The following is a 16014-nucleotide window of genomic DNA, read 5'->3' on the forward strand; positions in this document are numbered from 1 at the left end:
GCCGGCGTTCGCGGCTGCGTTCACAGTACGACGCCTCGATCCAGAGTTCAATGAATTCATTCTGTCCTTTATCGTGCTTTGCCGACGGCATGCTGCACGTGCGCCCAGCGCTGGAAGTCTGCATCGCTGCGCCCGGAAGCGATTCGGACGCCGAGGCGGGACGGATCTGCCGGCAATGCAGTCCGTGGCACGCCGCCGAGGTGCCTGCACAATTTGGCGCGGGTATCGCTGACGCGGGCGGCATCGTCAAGTGCCGCCCGCTCGCAGCTTGCCGGGCAGTTGTGCTCAGTGGGGCCGGCTCGGGCTTCAGGACGAACGTCGCACCTGATGCGGCACGGGATCGGTTGTGGGCCTGCGGCGTCTGGCGTTCAGCGCGGCGACGGCGTCGATGGCGAGGAACCCGAGCAGTGTCCAGCCCAGCAACGGCAGTGCCCAGCCAACTGCTGCTGCGGCCAGGACGACGATGACCAGAATCGCGATGGGCACGTGACGCCATGCGCCTCGGGTCGGTGCGGCGCCGAGCCGCAAGCGCTGCTGTTGACGGGTGGGGCGCCGGCGCCACCACATGCGGTAGCCCCAGACGATGACGATGATCAGGGCGAGGGCGATGAGGGCCAGCGCGATCTGGTTGGCCAGGCCGAACAGCACGCCCATGTGGATCTGGATGCCGATGGTGGTGAGCTTGGACAGCAGCGGCTGGTCGGCCCAGGCGACGGTGTCGATGATCTGCCCGGTGTGCGGGTGTACGGCGATCTTGTCTTTGTGCAGTGGCCAGGTGTTGTCGACCTGCTCGACGGTCCAGGCTTGTCCGGGCTCACCGGCAGTGATGGTGGTCGGCCCGGTGAGGTTGGCCTTGGCCGCGGCGGCGGCGATGGCGTCGAGGTCGGCGCTGATCGTGCCGCCGGTCGTTGCGCCGCCGTGGTGGCCTCCTTCGCCTGAGGGTGTGGCGGCGTCGAGGCTGGTGTTGAGCGGGATGGAGTCGGAGTTGAGGGCGGAGCGCAGCACTCCGAAGTTGGCGCCCGCGTACGTGGACCAGGTCAGACCGGTCGCGGACAGGATGAGCAGGAAGACTGCGAGCCATACCCCGGTGGCGGCATGGAGTGAGCGGGTGCGGCGTACTCCCTTTGCTGCGCCCTCGGCCAGCAGTAGGCGGCGGGCGGTGCGGCGGCCGCGCTGGTGGCGCCACCACAGGATGAGCCCGCCGAGCACGAGGACCCAGAGCCAGGAGGCGGCCAGTTCGGAGTAGAGGCTGCCTGTTTCGCCGAGGTTGAGGTTGGCGTGCATGTTGTCGAGCCAGGTGGTGATGGGGGTGGCCCCGAACCAGGTGGTGAGGACGCCGCGGATCTGGCCGGTATAAGGGTCGACGTAGACGGTGCGTTGGTTCTCGCCGAGTTCGGGCAGGGAGAACTCGACCTTGGTGGTGGCGTCGGGTGTGGCGGCGGGGTGCACCGCGACCAGGGTGCCGCCGGGGACGAGCTGTTGTGCCGCGGTGACCTGTTGGGACAAGGGCACCGTGGCGCTTGCGACGGCGTCGACGTGCAGTTGGTCGTGGTAGGCGATCTGGTCGTACTGCGGGGTGAACGCGTACAGCAGGCCAGTGATCGCGGAGATGAGCAGGAACGGTCCGACGAGGATGCCCGCGTAGAAGTGCAGGCGGCGTAGCAGCGGTCCGAAGCCCGTGTAGAGCGCGGAGCGGGCGGCGGGTTCGACCGGGGCGTGTTCGGCGGGCACCTCCGCGGGGGCGGGTGCCACCGTGGGGCGGGTCGTGGTGGTCATGGCGGGCTCCATCTGGGGGAGTTCCCTGGACGGCACCGGCCAGGGTTAGGTGCCCACTGGTCGTCTGGTATGCGGCGTTAGTTCCCTTAAGTCAAGATTTAAGGATGGCGGCTAGGCGGCACGGCGGTGCTGCACGGTGGCTTGCTGTGCGGTGAGCACGCGGACCGGCATCGGGTAGACCGGCGCGAGCGGTCCTTGCCCATCGCTGGTGTCGCGCAGCGTCCACCGGGTGGACGAGGTGCTACGGCGGGCTGGGGGCGTGTCGCGCCAGCGGGGCAGGTTCAGCAGGAGCAGCAGCAGGTATCCGGCGAGTACGAGGCTGTGGGACACGATGCGGGTGCTGTCGACCCGGCCGGTGACGGCGTCGTTGGCGGTGAGCAGTCCGAGTACGGCGACGAATGCGGTCATGACGGGCAGCAGCGCTGCGGGTTGGGTGCGTCGCCAGGCCAGCCAGGCCAGTGCTGCGCCTACGGCTATGTTCCACGCTGCGGATTCGTGCCACAGATGTCCCGACGACACCGACCCGACGGCTGCATGAGCGTGCTGGTCTTCGCCGAGTCTGGCCAGTGCGCTGATCTGGATGGCGCCGATGAGGAACTGGCCGAGCCCGACCGCCAGGAGCGCGGCGCGCAGCGCTTTGGGTGTCTTGGGCTGCCGCGGTGAGGGTGCGGCGGCCATGACGGCGCTGAGCGCCTGGGTCGACAGCGGCACGCCGGGCAGCGCTGCGGCGGTGCGCGTCAGCCGCGTCAGAGCGCTGGCCTGATCCCACCATGCGGCGCACGCTGCGCAGGTGGTGAGGTGCATGTCGGCGGTTTCGCGTTCGCCGGGTTGTTCTTCGCCGTCCAGTCGTGCCGACAGCAGTTCGCGGATGGTGTCGCAGTGCGGGGTGCCCTCTCCCATGCATCACTGGTCGCCGGAGGGGCGTGGCTGGTTCCGGTCGATGTCTTTGACCTGCGGCTGCGAGCAGATTCGGCTGAGTGGCTGACCTGCGGGGTGGCCGTTAGGCTACCGCCATGTCATACAGCGGCGACGATGGGCGGGTGACGGCCCTGGCGTTGGCTGCCCGTGGCGGTGACAGGGCTGCTGTGGAGGCGTTCATCGGCGCGACCCAGCATGGCGTCGTGCGGTTCGTGGGGCATCTGACCGGGGCCGCTGATGCCGACGATGTGGCTCAGGAGACATTCTTGCGGGTGATGCGTGCGCTGCCGTCGTTTGAGGGCCGCTCGTCGGCGCGCACGTGGCTGCTGTCGATCGCACGCCGTACCGCGATCGATTTCCTGCGTTCGCAGGCCCGCCGGCCGCGTGCGGCGTCGCTGGAGGACTGGTCGGCTGCTGTCGACAGCAGCCGGTACCCGGCGGCGGCGCGGTTTGACGAGCATCTGGTCATCAACCAGTTGATCGCGCGTCTGGACGCCGACCGGCGTGAGGCGTTCGTGGCGACGCAGGTTCTGAGGTTGTCGTATGCGGAGGCGGCGGAGGTGATCGGCTGCCCGATCGGCACGATCCGCTCACGGGTCGCGCGTGCCCGTGATGATCTGCACGCTGCGTGGGCTGCCGACGAGCAGCCCACGCAGCGTCGGCACCTACGCGCCGTCTGACCGTCACCAGCCCCGCCCGCAAGGGCCGGCGTCGCCGGAGCGGATCGCGGGCCTGCCTTGCCGGCGGCGCTGTTGATGCGGCGGCGGCCTTGGTCGGGTTCTTCATCCGATCTTCGGTGGCCGGGTGAGCAGTGTGTCACCGACGAAGCCGCCCTCCTGGGCGCCTGGTGGAACGGCGAACACGGCCGACCCGATCGGGGTGGTCCATTCGTTGAGCAGGTCGCTTTCGGCGAGCATGCGCTGGATCGGCAGGTACTGGGTCTCGATGTCGGCCTGGTAGGCGGCGAATACGAGCCCGGCGTCGCTGGCGCCGTCGGTCGACAGGCCGTCGTCGTAGTTGTAGGGCCGGCGCAGCATCCGGCGTGCGGGGTCGGCCACGTGTGCTCGGCGGATGTGCGCGAACTGGGAGATGACAGGCAGGCCGAGGCTGTCGGTGGCGGCATAGTCGGCGGTGTCGTGTTCGTCCTTGCCGGTCAAGGGGGCGCCGGAGCTGAGACGGCGTCCGATGGTGAGTTCTTTGCCTTGTCGGTCGACGGCGTCCCACGTCTCCAGTTCGGCCCGGATCCGGCGTACGACGAGAGTAGTGCCGCCGTGCAGCCAGCTGGGTTGCTTGTCGATCCAGACGGCCTGGTCTTGGACGTGTTCGGGTGGTTGGACGGTGCCGTCGACCTGTCCGAGCAGGTTGCGTTGCGTCATGGCGGCTGGGTCGGCGCCGGCCGCGCGGCGGAATCCGCGTTGCAGCCACCGTACCGTGGTGAATGCGCGAGCATCTTTGATCAGCATCCGCTGTGTGTGGGCGACGGTCACCGGGTCGTCGGAGCAGATCTGCACGAGCAGGTCGCCGCCGGACCACCGCGCCTGGAGGCGGTCGATGTCGAAGCGGGGCAGTTGCGCGACCGGTGCCGGGTCCAGGCGGGCTTTGGTGAACAGGTCGGGCCCGAACCCGAAGGTCACGGTCAGGCGGGCGGGCCGGGCGGCGAGTTCGGGTTCGGTGTCGGCCAGGGCTGCTCGGCCTTGGGTCAGCCGTGCCGCGTCGTCGCTGAGCAGCCGCATCATCCGGGTCAGGTCGTCACGGTCGGCGCCGCGGCGCAGGTCCAGGGCGATGAACACCGCGTGCGCCTGCGGCGGGGTGAGCACGCCTGCCTGGTGGGGGCCGTGGAACGCGATGGCGGCCTCGCCGATGGCCGCGTTCGCGGCGGTGTCGGTGGGTGCCGGTCGCTGGTCGCGGGCGATGAGTCCTGCTCCGGCGAGGGCTGCTCCTGCGGCCAGGCCGCCGCCTGCCAGCAGGCGGCGGCGTGCCCAGCGGGTGTTGTCGCTCATGTCGATCAGCTCAGGTCGGTCGGTGAGTAGGTCTCGTTGCCCGCCGCGAATTGTTTGCCGATCGCCGTGAATTCGGTCGTCGAGCCGTCGGCCAGGGTCAGGCGGACCGTGACTGTGTCGCCGGGCTTCACCGGCGTCGCCAGGTCGATCATCATGAGGTGGTCGGCGCCGGGAGCGAGCTCGTGGGTGCCGCCGGCAGGGATGGTGAACCCGCCCGGCTTGGGTCGCATGACCATCTTGCCGTCGACGTCGGCGACCTCGTGCAGTTCCACGGTGGCAGCGACCGCGCTGGTCGCGGCGACGACCGTGACCGGTGAGGCCGAGTTGTTGACCAGGGTTCCGAACGCTGCCGACATGCCGTTGTCTGCGGCCTTGACCCACGGGTCCCGGACGGTCACGGCGGCCGCAGCGGTGGTCCCCGACGGCACCGGTGATGCCGCACGCTGCTGCGCGGACGGCGCGCAGCCTGCGAGATTGACGGCTGCGGCAGCCACGGCCAGCGCGGTCGCCAGTCGCCACCGGCGCGGGCTGGTGTTGGTCGGACGCATCGGATCTCCTCATCGATCATGTCGCACCGGCCTTCGGGCTGGTGGGTGTCGGTGCGGTGGTCGAGCGGATACCTGTGTTTGGTTCCTCCACTTTCCGGTGACGGCACGTTTTGTGTGTTCAGAGCAGGTGTGACACATTCCTCGCAAATCTGCGGGAACCAGGCCACGGTCGGCGACGACAGGTGGGAGGTGACCCGCCTCGCAACCTGGGCGCGCCTGGTGCCCGCCTTCCATGCCGCAGTCGTCGCCACAGTGGCGTTGCTGCTTTCGCCCTCGCCTGCTCGGGCGCACGACAACCCGGCTGTGGCGGTGCCCGCTCACGGCTCGGTCATCACTTCCGCGCCGAAGCAGATCACTCTGACGTTTGTCGAGGCGCTGAAGAAGTCGTATGTGACCGTCGCGGTGAGCGGGCCGGGTGGCGACACCTTCCAGAACGCGCTACCGGTGGTCGACGACCGTGTCATCACGCAGGCCGTCAAGCCGATGACCCTGGGTGACTACTTCGTCGTGTATCAGGTGATCGCCAGCGACGGCCACCCCATCACCGGGCGAGTCCAGTTCACCATTGCCAAGCCGGGCCAGGTCGTGCCGGCGACAGCCGCGCCCACGTCGAGCGCCCAGGCCGGTGCCGCGGACGACGGACCGGCGCCGTGGTGGCCCTGGGGTGTGGCAGCCGTCGTGGGAGTGGCGCTGGCCGCTTTCGTGCTGACCCGGGCCCGTCGGCGCTCGGCCTCCACATGACCGGAGTTGCTTCGGTGGCGGCGCGGCCGAGGCGGTGATCCTGGGAGCTGGGCGACGCGTTACGTATTGTGTCGTTGTGCAGCGCATGACAAGGCCGGCGTCCAGGCCGCTGCGTGTCGTGCTGGTCGCACTGCTGCTGGCGGGTCTGGGGCTATGGCAGGCCTGGCAGTGCACCGACGACATGGCGCCGCTGCTGATGCCGGCGGCGATGGCACCAGACGCCGTCGCTCACGCCCACGGCGATACGGGCGTTCTCACGCCAGCCGACGACAGCGGTCACGGCGGCCTGGCCGCCGGGTGCATGAGCGTGCTGTTGGCGGTGGCCGGCGCGCTGCTGCTGATGGACATCACGACGCGGCTACTGGCAGTACTGACCCGTGTCGGGCACGTTCTGCCACTGCGAGTTCCGGCGTTGCCGCGTGCTGCCACGCTTGCCCAGTTGTGCATCTTGCGTACGTAGGAGAAACCCGTCCCACAACATCCACAATCGTGGATCGACTTGGCTGTTCTCCTTGTACGAAAGGTCTTCTGATTCAGTGTCGACAAGTCTTGCCTCCGTGCTACTACTGGGCCTGCTGGCCGGAGGTGTGTCCTGCGCCGCCGTACAAGGCGGCCTGCTGGCCGGCCTCGTCAGCCGCCAGCGCCAGCCCGCCAGCCCCACCACCGCCCGCCGCCGCGGCACCCCGCCACCCACTTCGGCAGGACTCAGTGACGACCTGGCGCCGGTCGGCGGGTTCCTGATCGGCAAACTCGCCTCCCATGCCCTGCTCGGCGCGCTGCTGGGCGCGGTCGGGACCGCAGTTCAGGTCGGTGTGCAACTGCGCTCCATGGTGCAGATCGGCGCCGGAGCGCTGATCATCGCGATGGGGCTGGGCCAGCTGGGCGTCAAAGCGTTCCAGGGTCTCACCTTCACTCCCCCGGCTTCCTGGGCCCGCATGGTGCGCGGACGGGCCCGTTCCCAGTCGGCGCTGGCTCCTGCGGTCCTGGGCGTGGCCAGCATCCTCATCCCGTGCGGCGTGACGCTTTCGGTCATGGCACTGGCCGTGGCATCCGGGTCGCCGTGGCAGGGTGCGCTGGTCATGGCCGTGTTCGTTGCCGGAACCGCCCCACTGTTCGCGGTGCTGGGCTACGCCGCCGCCCGCGCCCGGCGAGCGGCCGGAGGTTGGGCCAAGCGGCTGGCCGTCGCGACCGGCGTGGTCGTCCTGGCTCTCGGGGCGTACACCCTCAACGGCGGGCTGGAGCTGACCGGCTCCCCGATCGCGGCCAGCCAGGTCGCCTACACGCTCGGCCTGACCGGCGACAGCGCCCCCACACAGGTCACCGGTGCGCGGGTCACGGTCGAGGCGGGGCACCAAACGGTGATCGTCAGCGCCAAGACCGCAGCGTATGCGCCCGGCAACCTTGAGGTCGCCGCTGGGCTCCCCACCACGCTGATCGTGCGGTCGGACAGGGCCAAAGGCTGCGTACGCGCGTTCGTCATACCCAGCCTGAACATCGAGAAGATCCTGCCGATCAACGGCGACACCCGCATCGAGCTCGGCGTGCTCAGGCCCGGCCGGCTGACGTACTCGTGCAGCATGGGCATGTATACCGGCCGCCTGACCGTCACGGAGCAGTCATCGTGATCACCCATGTGTTCGACGTGGAAGGCATGCACTGCGCTAGCTGCGGACTGCTCATCGACGAGACGCTGGAAGACGAGGTCGCCGGCGTCCAGCGAGCCGAGACGAGCGTACGTAAAGGCCGTACGGTCGTGACCGCCGAGGACGAAGTGGACCCTGCCGTGATCGCTGATGCGATCACGGCAGCAGGCTATCCGGCGGTTCTGACCACCGGCAATTGAACCCGACCAGTACGTCGACACCGGACGTGCGCGGTGTCGGCCCGGTGGCACCGCCAGCTGCCACCGGGCCGACATCATCTTCATGTAATCCTGATGCCCCGAGTCGCCGCACGGCGAAGCAGACCACCTCGAGGCAGCCGGCCGAAGGTCCTGCCGGCCGGACACCCGGCAGCCCGTATGCCGTTTCGGCGTGGAGGTGTTCTGGGCGAATTACCGGCTGACGCGTATACGGCAACGGCCCATGGTCGGCGATCGCCTGCCGCTGAACGCGCAATCGAGCCAACGCACCCGCCACCACGAACGCAGCCATATGCTCTCGTAGTGGCTGATCTTCGTATAAGCAGCGTGTGGGCGCTTCGCTTGATCGCGATCGCAGTTGCGGTCGGCGCGCTGCTGCTGTCGTTCGAAGTCCGCTGCGAAGGACAGAGCGAGGGCGCCCGAGCGCTGTCTGCGTGCTCCGGCCCCGACAGCACCGCCCGCAACGGCAGCCAGGCGACCCCGGGGCACCCCATTCAGTCCGAAAGGCCATCGCCTGACGCAGCAGCACCCACGCTGGCCGATGATCCGCGGCGGGCGTTGCGCAGCTGCTCGTAGCGGTCTCGGGGTTCGGAGGTCACCGGGTGGATGCCGTTACGCAGGCACCAGATGAAGTGGAACACCAGGCCGGCCGTCGGCCAACCCACCACCCACACCAGCGTCCAGGGACGGCCGACGCTCGCGCCCAGCACGCCGGTGACGGCGAGGTAGGCCAACCAGCGGGCGACTCGGGTCCATAGCGGGCGGACCGACTCGAAGTGCCCGAACGTCGGCGAGCATACCGCGATGATCACTGCCGACAGCAGCCACTCGAGGCTCATCGGGTGGCCGGTCCGTTGTCGCAGCAGCCGTCGGTGCAGGCTTCAGGCTCGGTGGCGGACAGGTTCGGCACGCAGGTGCAGGCCTCTCCACGCCAGGCTTCCCGTCCCTCCTTGACTGCGACTACGGCGATCACGAGTGCGGCGATCGGGTCGGCCCACCACCAGCCGAACAGGCTGTTGACGACCAGACCCACCAGCAGCACCGCGGACAGGTAGGTGCACAGCAGGGTCTGCTTGGAGTCCGCCACGGCCGAGCGTGAGCCCAGCTCGCGGCCGGTGCGCCGCTGCACGTACGACAGCAGCGGCATGATCGCCAGCGATACTGCGGCGAGGATGATGCCGACCGTCGAGTGGCTGGGCTCCTCGGCGCCCAGCAGCGCGCGGACCGATTCGACGCTGACGTATGCGGCCAGGGCGAAGAACGACACGGCGATGATCCGCAGTGCGGTGCGTTCGCGTTTTTCGTGGTCGGCGCTGGTGAACTGCCACGCCACGGCGGCAGCCGACGAGACCTCGATCACGGAGTCGAGGCCGAAGGCGACCAGGGCGGTCGACGACGCGATCGTGCCGGCTGTGATCGCGACGATGGCCTCGATGACGTTGTAGGTGATGGTGGCGGCCACCAGCAGGCGCACTCGCCGCACGAGCACGGCTCGCCGGGCGGGGCCGGTAATTTGCAGTGTCATCAGCAGCAGTCCTCGTTCGCGGCGGCCGGGCAGGCGGCGGGATCGACGGCGAGTACGACACCGAGCAGGTCGGCCAGGGCATGGGCCAGGCGAGGGTCGGCGAGTTCATAGCGGGTGCGTCGGCCTTCGGGAATGGCGACGACCAGACCGCAGCCGCGCAGGCAGGCCAGGTGGTTGGACAGGTTCTGGCGGCTGACGGTGAGAAGGTCGGCGAGTTCGGCGGGATAGGCCGGTCCTTCGCGCAGGGCCAGCAGCAGCCGGGAGCGGGTCGGGTCGGACAAGGCGTGGCCGAAGCGGGCCAGGACCTGTCCGTGCGTTGCCAGCATGGGCGAGGTGGTCACCACCCCACGATAGTACATCGTCGCGTGTATTCACCAGATACTGGACGCAAGCGCTCGCGCAACCGCGCTCGGCGGCGCGCCGCCGATGCCTTCACCCGCGCGCTCAGGGTTTTCACAGGTAGCGGCCGCCGCTCCAGTTCGTTGAACCGGTCATGACGGCTCGCGGGAGCACCGCGGCACCAGAGCGGGGGTGAGCGGCATGAGCGTGCCGGATCTGAGGCAGTATCGCCCGCACCGGGTGGAAGACCCCGCCCTGTTCGAAGGCGAAAGGGTCATGGGGCTGCGGGCAAAGTTCTTCCATCGTGAGGAGCCAGGCCGCACGGCCAGCGCCGGCACCTACTGGCTTGCCGGGAGGCAGCTGCTGATGGCCTGGGGCTTCGCCGACGAGGAACACTGCCGCTTCCACGCAGTGTGCGACGAGCAGGGGCGATGGGGTACGCCGGTTGCCGGTTGCCCACAAGTGCAACTGCTGCGCGAAGGCGCTGCCGGGGTGGGGCTGCTGGTGGCCGACGGCCGAGGCGCGTGGATCGGCGGCACGGCGCAGCCGGCCGCGGTGTAACGGCCGGCTGCTTTCGCGGGCAGCCCGCCGGCTATCGGGGCACGGCTGCGGTGGTGGCGGCTTGGGCGTTGCGGCTGCGGCGCACCGTCCAGATCGACGCCACAGTGATGCCCAGGGCGGTGATCAGCGCCGCTGCATGGGCGACCGGGTTGGGGATGGGCACGAATCCGATGATCGCCACGGGCACCTGCACGAGCGCGATCAGCGCCACGAGCAGCCCGCGCCGGCGCGGGCCCCAGGCGAAGGCGGTCCACACGGGTGAGAGCACGACCGCGATGGTCAGCAGTTCCAAGACCGTGTGCAGCAGCGGGTTGGTTACCCGGTTGTGGGCGAAGGCCTGCGCGGGTGCGGCGATCAGCAGCAGCCCGGTGACCATGGTGAGTACGGCGACAGCGCGACGCATGGCTACCTCCTCGGTGACCTGTTCGATCCCTTGAATTCGACGATACGGACACCTAAGACGCTTAGGAAAGGCGTACCGAAGTGAGTGAATGCCTGCAGCAGGGCGGCCCTATGCGCCGGTCGGGGAGCCAAGGCCGGCTGTTCGGGGCGTCGCGTTTGACTAGGCGGAGTCTGCTGTCGGGCACCGCAGGGGCCGCACTCGGCATGACGAGTGCCGCCTGGGCTGGGCAGGCCGAAGCGGCCGGCAGCGGCTTGACCTGGCTGGCCGGTGACCACCATGTGCACACCAAGTACAGCGCCAAGCCCGACACGCTTTACACCGTCGACCAGCAGGTCGACGCGGCGCGGCGCAACGGATTGTCGTGGCTTGCCATAACCGACCACGGCGGGCACCTGCACTGCCGCCACGGCGCGCGGCAAGCCGCTGCCGACATCTCCAGAGCACGACGGGCCAACCGGGACCTGATCCTGTTTCAAGGGCTCGAGTGGAACGTGCCGGCCGGGGAGCACGCCAGTGTGCTGATTGCGCCAGGTCCGGACGAATTGGCGGTGCTCACCGAGTTCGAGGCCCGTTTCGACGCAGTCGTCAACGACACCTCCGGCAACACTGCAGCCCATCAGCGACTGGCCACAGCGGCGGTGAGGTGGCTGGGTGCGCAGGTTCGTGCGGGTCGAGTCGGGGCGAGCCTGGTCGTTGTCAACCATCCCGGAAACTCCGGCTCGTACGGGCCACGCGAGCTGCGAGCGCTGCTGGACGCCGACGTCTCGATGGTGGCGGCGTTGGAAGGCGGCCCTGGCCATCAGGCCGCAGGTATACCGGCGGCGTCGGGTGGCGCGGGCAGGGGTCGATGCGGCTACGACGGTCGGCCCGGCACCAAGTCCTATCCTGGCTACCCGGCAGCGGCTTACCGGACCCACGGTGGGTTCGACTGGGCTGTGGCGAAGGTGGGCGGGTTGTGGGACGCGCTGCTAGCCGAGGGGCGGCCTGTTGCGGTGACGGCGAGTTCCGACGTGCATCGGGTGTTCGGTGACGTTTGGGACAGCGGCGGCGCTGCCACCGACGACGGACGTTTTCCCGACCCTGTGTGGACGGGCCGTCCCGCGGTCGGCCACGGGGACTTCTGGCCGGGCCAGTACAGCCGCACCCATGTCGGGCTGCGCTCGGTGGATCACATCTCGGTGCTTGATGCCCTGCGGGCCGGGCGGGTCTGGGTCGATCACGGGCACCTCATCGACGCTGTCGAGGTGACGGTAGCCGGTTCACGTTCATTGCCGGCTGTGACTCTGGGTGGTGTGACATCGGTCGAGGCTGGTGGCGAGGTTCGGCTGACGGTGCAAGTCAAGCCTGCGGTACGCGCGAACCACGTGGGCGTTGTGCCGGTCCTGCGGCGGGTGGATCTCATCGCGGGCCCGGTAACAGGCTCGGACGATCCGGGTGCGCTCGGCGCGCCGAACACCCGCGTGGTCACCTCATGGGAGATCTCGGCGACACAGCCAGTGCAGCTGAGCCATGTCTTCGGCGATGTCGCGCAGCCGTTCTACCTGAGGCTTCGCGGCACCGACGGGCGTGTGTCGGCACCGGGTTCGGACGAGCCGCGCCAAGACCCCATCGGCGAGGTCGACCCCTGGGCGGACCTGTGGTTTTACACTAGCGCCGTTTTCGTCACGGTCGACGGCTGAGACCGTGACCTGGTTCGGTTCGCTACAGCGCGGCAAGGCCGATCGCCGGCTGCCGCAGGTGGCGGTCGCGGCCAGATCCTCTGCGCCGGCGTCGGCCCATGCGCCTGTGAGGTGCCTGAAAGTTGCGTGTCTGGGCTTGGCGGATTGGCACTGGGACGACGCCGGCGAGGCCGCATCACCACAGTTGTGAGTCGGCGGGAACCCGCGCGGCACTCCCAACGACCTTAGGTGAAGACTGATCGGGTCGCATTGAAGGAGGCTTTGACGGTGTTTAAGTTGAAGGCACGGGCAGGCGTGATCGCCGGCGTCGTGGGGCTGGTTGTCTTGGGTCTGGCATCGCCGGCCGCGGCACATGTCGAGGTGACGTTGACGCCGGCGCAGGCAGGAGCCAGCGGGGTGACGATGACGGTCAACGCCGAGGCGGAGTCGGACTCGGCCGGTGTCAAGGAAGTCCGTGTGGTGCTGCCGGAAGGCATCGCCCCGACGCAGGTGGCGTGGAAGTCCGGCCCGGCGGGTTGGGCGCTGACGCCTACCTCCGACGGGTTCTCGGTGGCGGGTAAGGCAGTGCCGGTGGGCCGTGATGCCAAGTTCAGCGTGACCGTCGCCCAGCTGCCCACCAACGCGACCACCCTGAGCTTCAAGGTGCTGATGACCTACAGCGACGGGCGTATCGACCGGTGGATCGGCGCTACCGGCGACGCCAACCCGGCACCGGTGGTCAAGGTGAAGGCTGCGGCGACCCCATCAGCCGCACCATCTGCGTCGCCCTCGCCCAGCGCCGCACCGTCGAGCGCTGCTCCGCCGTCGCCAGCCGTCTCGCCGTCGCCTTATGAGGAGGCCATCGGCGGCGAGGACGGGCTGTGGTGGGTCGTGCCGGCGATCGTGGTAGTGCTGGTGGCGGGCGCTGCATGGCTGGCGTTCGGCCGGAGGCGCTCGTCGGCACCCGAGGCCTGACCGCGAGCCGGGATCCTGGCCCGCCACCGAAGGGATCTTCGTGATGCGGTGAAGGCCGCCGAGCAGGCGGCCATCACCGCATGTTCATGTGCACGACGTCTGCTGGCAGGCACCTCGACCGGCGATAGCTGCCCAGGACCGCCAGAGTCCTCCCGGCCGCACCGGCGGTAGGTGCGGCGGTTTGGGAGGACTGGTCATCATGGGCCGTGGCGCGAGGTTCCGGCGTTGAGCGGCCTGAGTCTGCGCACCCGGATGGCGGTAGCCGCGGCGGTGACAGTGGTTCTGGCCGCGGTCGCAGTTGGCTACGTCAGCGCAGCCGCGGGCCGCGCCAAGCCCGGCAGGCCGGCGGCTTCGCAGTCGATGACCCTCGACGATGGCCCGCTGCTGGTGGTCACCGACCGGCATCTGGCGCTGGCTGACCGCACGGATCCGACGGCACCTCGCCAAATCTCTGACCTGGAGTGCGTGCGTGTGTACGCCGCCGCAGGCACAGGCGTATGCATCCGTCCCGTTTCGGCATGGGAGTACCAGCTCGTCGTGCTGGACCGGCTGCTGCGTCCGACGAGGTCATTTCCGGTTCCCGGGTTGCCCAACCGGGCCAGGGTGTCGCCCAGCGGCAGGATGGTCGCCTGGACGACGTTCGTCGGCGGCGACTCGTACGCCGCTGCAGGGTTTTCCACCCGCACGGGAATTATGGACATGCGCACCGGGGCGATGGTCTCCACGCTGGAGGACTTCTCCGTCACCCGGGAGGGCAGGGCATTTCAGGCCATCGACAGAAACTATTGGGGCGTCACCTTCAGCGCAGACGACAACCTGTTCTATGCCACCATGGCCGCCGAGGGGCGCAACTACCTGGTACGCGGCGACTACGCCGCACGCACGCTGCAGACGGTCACCACAGGCGTCGAATGTCCGTCCCTGTCGCCTGACGGCACACGTATCGCATTCAAGCAGGCCATCGGCGGTGATCCCGAACTCGGCTGGCGGCTGGCGGTGTTGCAGTTGTCCACCATGTCGCTGACCATGGTGTCGGAGGCCCGCAGCGTTGACGACCAGCCGGCATGGCTGGACGCCGCGACCCTGGCCTACACGGTGCGCGGCAGCGATGGCAGCCCCGAGATCTGGTCGGCCGCAGCAGACGGCACCGGCCAGCCGCGTCTTCTGGCGGCGGGCGCGGAATCCCCGGCGCCATTGGGCTGACGTCCCCTTCAGCGTCGGGTCACCTGGTCTGTCGAGCGTCGTCTCTGCGCCGGGCTCTCTCGGATGCGGGCTGGCGGGTCAGGCATCGGGCTCCTTCTGCGAGGCCGCCAGCCACTGCGCAGACCAGGCCGGCTATCAGAGGTATGCCGCAGGCAATCACCGCGGGGGGCGCCTGCCACCACAACGCGAGGGCCGCAGACAGCGGCACGTAGACCCCCAGCACCAGCAAGCGGTCCATCGGCCGCTGCGTCGACGGCCCAAACGGTGAATCCATCACATGTCCGTCCTGTTCATGCGCTCCGCCCGTCCCGTCATCGGGGAGGTCCTGGTTTCGTCGGGCGGATTCAGGTGTTTTCACTACATGGGCTACTTGCCCGGGAACTACCCGTCGACGGGAACCGACCACCTATGTGTCTTAGGTGCATCTGATAGGAATTACCAGATAACTCAGCTGATATAGGTCAAGCAGAGCCGCACAACGCGCGCGCCGTGACAGAACATCTGCCACTGCCGCGTGCGTATAGCCATGCCCCGACCGTGCCGGCCGTCGACAGCTCCGGTTGGTCTGGGCGGGCAGGGCACCTGCGCGTTCTGGCCCCCCGCCCCCGCAGTGGTCCAGGCCGCTCTCCAGCCACGAAGGAAAGCACTGACTTGTACGGAACATCTGACCCAGCAGGTTGGAAGGCACCTCGGCAGCGTCAGCCTCCACCGGCACCGCCGCGTCGGCCGCGACCGACGCGCCCACGTCCCAACCCCGCCGCGGCGCCGCAGCCGCTGCCACCCCAGCGCGGACGACGACGGGCCGCTGCCAGCGCCCTGGCAGGTGCACTGACCGCGTTCACCGCCGCAGCTGCCTGCGCAGGCGGCTTTGCGGTGCTGTCCCGCAGCCCCACGTTGTTTGTCCCCGGCGTGCATCTGCTGGCAGCCGCCGCGGCGGTCGCCGGGGCGCTACTGGCCGACAGCTGGGCACCCGCGCGTGCCCGCGCAGGTGTTCTCGGCGCGCTTCTGGACGCCCTGTTCACCCTCATGGCACTGTCGGTGCTGGTCGGCGGTGCTGGATGGCTACCGCCGCCTGACAGCGGCTGGCCAACGGCCACCGCCGCTGGAGCCGCGGCAGCTCTGTCCGGTGCCATGACCGCAATGATTCTTCTGACCAGGGCCCGCGACGCCGGATTCCGCCTACGGCCAGCCACTATCGCTGCGGTCTTAGCCGGAGCCAGCTGTGTGGCGGCCATGCTCGCAGCAGGCGCCGAAGGCCTGGGTGTCGACAGCGCCGACACGGTGACAGCCAAAGCTCTCGCCGCCGCGTTGCTGCTGCGGACGGCGATGTCGCTGCTCGGCCGTGCGCGCCGGATCGGAGGCAGATCCGGGCTCGTGGTGGACGTGGCCTCTCCCGCCAGCGGCCCTGGTGATCAGTGACGCAGACCTGGCGACACGGTAAGGGACCGGGAGATCGCGGCGGTCAGATCCGCCGACCAGCCACGTACACGCCAGCGCGCAGTGCTG

Annotated in this window: 18 protein-coding genes; 10 read left to right on the forward strand and 8 right to left on the reverse strand. The window is 69.1% G+C overall.

Annotated features, from left to right (window positions below; genetic code table 11):
* Positions 1–306: 306 nt before the first annotated feature.
* Together AB0B66_RS09850 and AB0B66_RS09855 are read right to left on the reverse strand one after the other, a co-directional pair.
* Positions 307–1776 (reverse strand): PepSY-associated TM helix domain-containing protein, encoded by a 1470-nt coding sequence (locus tag AB0B66_RS09850; protein WP_360525756.1) that lies wholly within the window; start codon positions 1774–1776, stop codon positions 307–309.
* Positions 1777–1887: 111 nt separating this feature from the next.
* The gene (locus tag AB0B66_RS09855) at positions 1888–2676 is read right to left on the reverse strand and encodes a zf-HC2 domain-containing protein (RefSeq protein ID WP_360525759.1); all 789 of its coding nucleotides are present in this window, start codon (positions 2674–2676) and stop codon (positions 1888–1890) included.
* A 113-nt stretch (positions 2677–2789) separates the two neighbouring features.
* Here AB0B66_RS09855 and AB0B66_RS09860 point away from each other — a divergent pair, with 113 nt between their 5' ends.
* Entirely contained in the window at positions 2790–3374 is a 585-nt protein-coding gene (locus AB0B66_RS09860) for a sigma-70 family RNA polymerase sigma factor (protein ID WP_360525762.1), read from the forward strand.
* Positions 3375–3476: 102 nt separating this feature from the next.
* On the opposite strand, the gene AB0B66_RS09865 is transcribed toward AB0B66_RS09860, so the two are convergent.
* Together AB0B66_RS09865 and AB0B66_RS09870 are read right to left on the reverse strand one after the other, a co-directional pair.
* Positions 3477–4694: a Dyp-type peroxidase gene (locus AB0B66_RS09865; RefSeq protein WP_360525765.1), complete on the reverse strand. Its 1218-nt coding sequence runs from the start codon at positions 4692–4694 to the stop codon at positions 3477–3479.
* A 5-nt stretch (positions 4695–4699) separates the two neighbouring features.
* Entirely contained in the window at positions 4700–5242 is a 543-nt protein-coding gene (locus AB0B66_RS09870; protein ID WP_360525768.1) for a copper chaperone PCu(A)C, read from the reverse strand.
* A gap of 189 nt (positions 5243–5431) precedes the next feature.
* Between AB0B66_RS09870 and AB0B66_RS09875 the strand changes: the two genes are divergently transcribed.
* The 4 genes from AB0B66_RS09875 to AB0B66_RS09890 all read left to right on the forward strand — a co-directional run bounded on the left by AB0B66_RS09875 (position 5432) and on the right by AB0B66_RS09890 (position 7826).
* Positions 5432–5983, forward strand: coding sequence for a copper resistance CopC family protein (locus AB0B66_RS09875; protein WP_360525771.1), 552 nt, complete (start codon positions 5432–5434; stop codon positions 5981–5983).
* Between the two features lie 118 nt (positions 5984–6101).
* A complete protein-coding gene (locus AB0B66_RS09880) occupies positions 6102–6443 on the forward strand; it encodes a hypothetical protein (RefSeq protein WP_360525774.1) in 342 nt (113 codons plus the stop codon).
* A 76-nt stretch (positions 6444–6519) separates the two neighbouring features.
* Complete coding sequence (locus tag AB0B66_RS09885) at positions 6520–7608, forward strand: sulfite exporter TauE/SafE family protein (RefSeq protein ID WP_360525777.1); 1089 nt, start codon at positions 6520–6522, stop codon at positions 7606–7608.
* Entirely contained in the window at positions 7605–7826 is a 222-nt protein-coding gene (locus tag AB0B66_RS09890; RefSeq protein WP_360525780.1) for a heavy metal-associated domain-containing protein, read from the forward strand. The genes AB0B66_RS09885 and AB0B66_RS09890 overlap by 4 nt, the downstream gene beginning before the upstream one ends.
* A 512-nt stretch (positions 7827–8338) precedes the next feature.
* On the opposite strand, the gene AB0B66_RS09895 is transcribed toward AB0B66_RS09890, so the two are convergent.
* Genes AB0B66_RS09895 through AB0B66_RS09905 form a run of 3 tightly spaced genes read right to left on the reverse strand, consistent with a single transcriptional unit; the run spans position 8339 to position 9695 of the window.
* Positions 8339–8683: a hypothetical protein gene (locus AB0B66_RS09895; RefSeq protein WP_360525783.1), complete on the reverse strand. Its 345-nt coding sequence runs from the start codon at positions 8681–8683 to the stop codon at positions 8339–8341.
* Positions 8680–9369 carry a cation transporter gene (locus AB0B66_RS09900; RefSeq protein ID WP_360525786.1) on the reverse strand — a complete coding sequence of 230 codons (690 nt, stop codon included), beginning with the start codon at positions 9367–9369 and terminating at the stop codon, positions 8680–8682. Before AB0B66_RS09900 ends, AB0B66_RS09895 begins: the two co-directional genes overlap by 4 nt.
* A complete protein-coding gene (locus AB0B66_RS09905; RefSeq protein ID WP_360526308.1) occupies positions 9369–9695 on the reverse strand; it encodes a metalloregulator ArsR/SmtB family transcription factor in 327 nt (108 codons plus the stop codon). The genes AB0B66_RS09900 and AB0B66_RS09905 overlap by 1 nt, the downstream gene beginning before the upstream one ends.
* Positions 9696–9909: 214 nt before the next feature.
* Between AB0B66_RS09905 and AB0B66_RS09910 the strand changes: the two genes are divergently transcribed.
* Positions 9910–10269, forward strand: a complete 360-nt coding sequence (locus AB0B66_RS09910; protein WP_360525789.1) for a hypothetical protein — start codon at positions 9910–9912, stop codon at positions 10267–10269.
* Between the two features lie 31 nt (positions 10270–10300).
* On the opposite strand, the gene AB0B66_RS09915 is transcribed toward AB0B66_RS09910, so the two are convergent.
* On the reverse strand, positions 10301–10672 hold the full coding sequence (locus tag AB0B66_RS09915; protein WP_360525792.1) for a hypothetical protein: 372 nt from the start codon (positions 10670–10672) through the stop codon (positions 10301–10303).
* Between the two features lie 203 nt (positions 10673–10875).
* On the opposite strand from AB0B66_RS09915, the gene AB0B66_RS09920 reads away from it, so the two are divergent.
* The 4 genes from AB0B66_RS09920 to AB0B66_RS09935 all read left to right on the forward strand — a co-directional run bounded on the left by AB0B66_RS09920 (position 10876) and on the right by AB0B66_RS09935 (position 15927).
* Entirely contained in the window at positions 10876–12351 is a 1476-nt protein-coding gene (locus tag AB0B66_RS09920) for a PHP domain-containing protein (RefSeq protein ID WP_360525795.1), read from the forward strand.
* A 228-nt stretch (positions 12352–12579) separates the two neighbouring features.
* Entirely contained in the window at positions 12580–13305 is a 726-nt protein-coding gene (locus AB0B66_RS09925; RefSeq protein WP_360525798.1) for a DUF1775 domain-containing protein, read from the forward strand.
* Positions 13306–13530: 225 nt separating this feature from the next.
* Positions 13531–14508 carry a hypothetical protein gene (locus tag AB0B66_RS09930; RefSeq protein ID WP_360525801.1) on the forward strand — a complete coding sequence of 326 codons (978 nt, stop codon included), beginning with the start codon at positions 13531–13533 and terminating at the stop codon, positions 14506–14508.
* 873 nt (positions 14509–15381) lie between these two features.
* A complete protein-coding gene (locus AB0B66_RS09935; protein ID WP_360525804.1) occupies positions 15382–15927 on the forward strand; it encodes a hypothetical protein in 546 nt (181 codons plus the stop codon).
* Positions 15928–16014: the final 87 nt, after the last annotated feature.

Origin of the sequence: Catellatospora sp. NPDC049111, assembly GCF_040648615.1 — a bacterium.
Lineage (GTDB): Bacteria > Actinomycetota > Actinomycetes > Mycobacteriales > Micromonosporaceae > Catellatospora > Catellatospora aurea.

What these genes read in the sequence shown, in the direction of transcription:
- AB0B66_RS09850 (WP_360525756.1), bottom strand. Translation starts at nt 1,776, where the DNA reads ATGACCACCACGACCCGCCCCACGGTGGCACCCGCCCCCGCGGAGGTG.
- AB0B66_RS09855 (WP_360525759.1), bottom strand. Translation starts at nt 2,676, where the DNA reads ATGGGAGAGGGCACCCCGCACTGCGACACCATCCGCGAACTGCTGTCG.
- AB0B66_RS09860 (WP_360525762.1), top strand. Translation starts at nt 2,790, where the DNA reads ATGTCATACAGCGGCGACGATGGGCGGGTGACGGCCCTGGCGTTGGCT.
- AB0B66_RS09865 (WP_360525765.1), bottom strand. Translation starts at nt 4,694, where the DNA reads ATGAGCGACAACACCCGCTGGGCACGCCGCCGCCTGCTGGCAGGCGGC.
- AB0B66_RS09870 (WP_360525768.1), bottom strand. Translation starts at nt 5,242, where the DNA reads ATGCGTCCGACCAACACCAGCCCGCGCCGGTGGCGACTGGCGACCGCG.
- AB0B66_RS09895 (WP_360525783.1), bottom strand. Translation starts at nt 8,683, where the DNA reads ATGAGCCTCGAGTGGCTGCTGTCGGCAGTGATCATCGCGGTATGCTCG.
- AB0B66_RS09900 (WP_360525786.1), bottom strand. Translation starts at nt 9,369, where the DNA reads ATGACACTGCAAATTACCGGCCCCGCCCGGCGAGCCGTGCTCGTGCGG.
- AB0B66_RS09905 (WP_360526308.1), bottom strand. Translation starts at nt 9,695, where the DNA reads ATGCTGGCAACGCACGGACAGGTCCTGGCCCGCTTCGGCCACGCCTTG.
- AB0B66_RS09910 (WP_360525789.1), top strand. Translation starts at nt 9,910, where the DNA reads ATGAGCGTGCCGGATCTGAGGCAGTATCGCCCGCACCGGGTGGAAGAC.
- AB0B66_RS09915 (WP_360525792.1), bottom strand. Translation starts at nt 10,672, where the DNA reads ATGCGTCGCGCTGTCGCCGTACTCACCATGGTCACCGGGCTGCTGCTG.
- AB0B66_RS09920 (WP_360525795.1), top strand. Translation starts at nt 10,876, where the DNA reads ATGACGAGTGCCGCCTGGGCTGGGCAGGCCGAAGCGGCCGGCAGCGGC.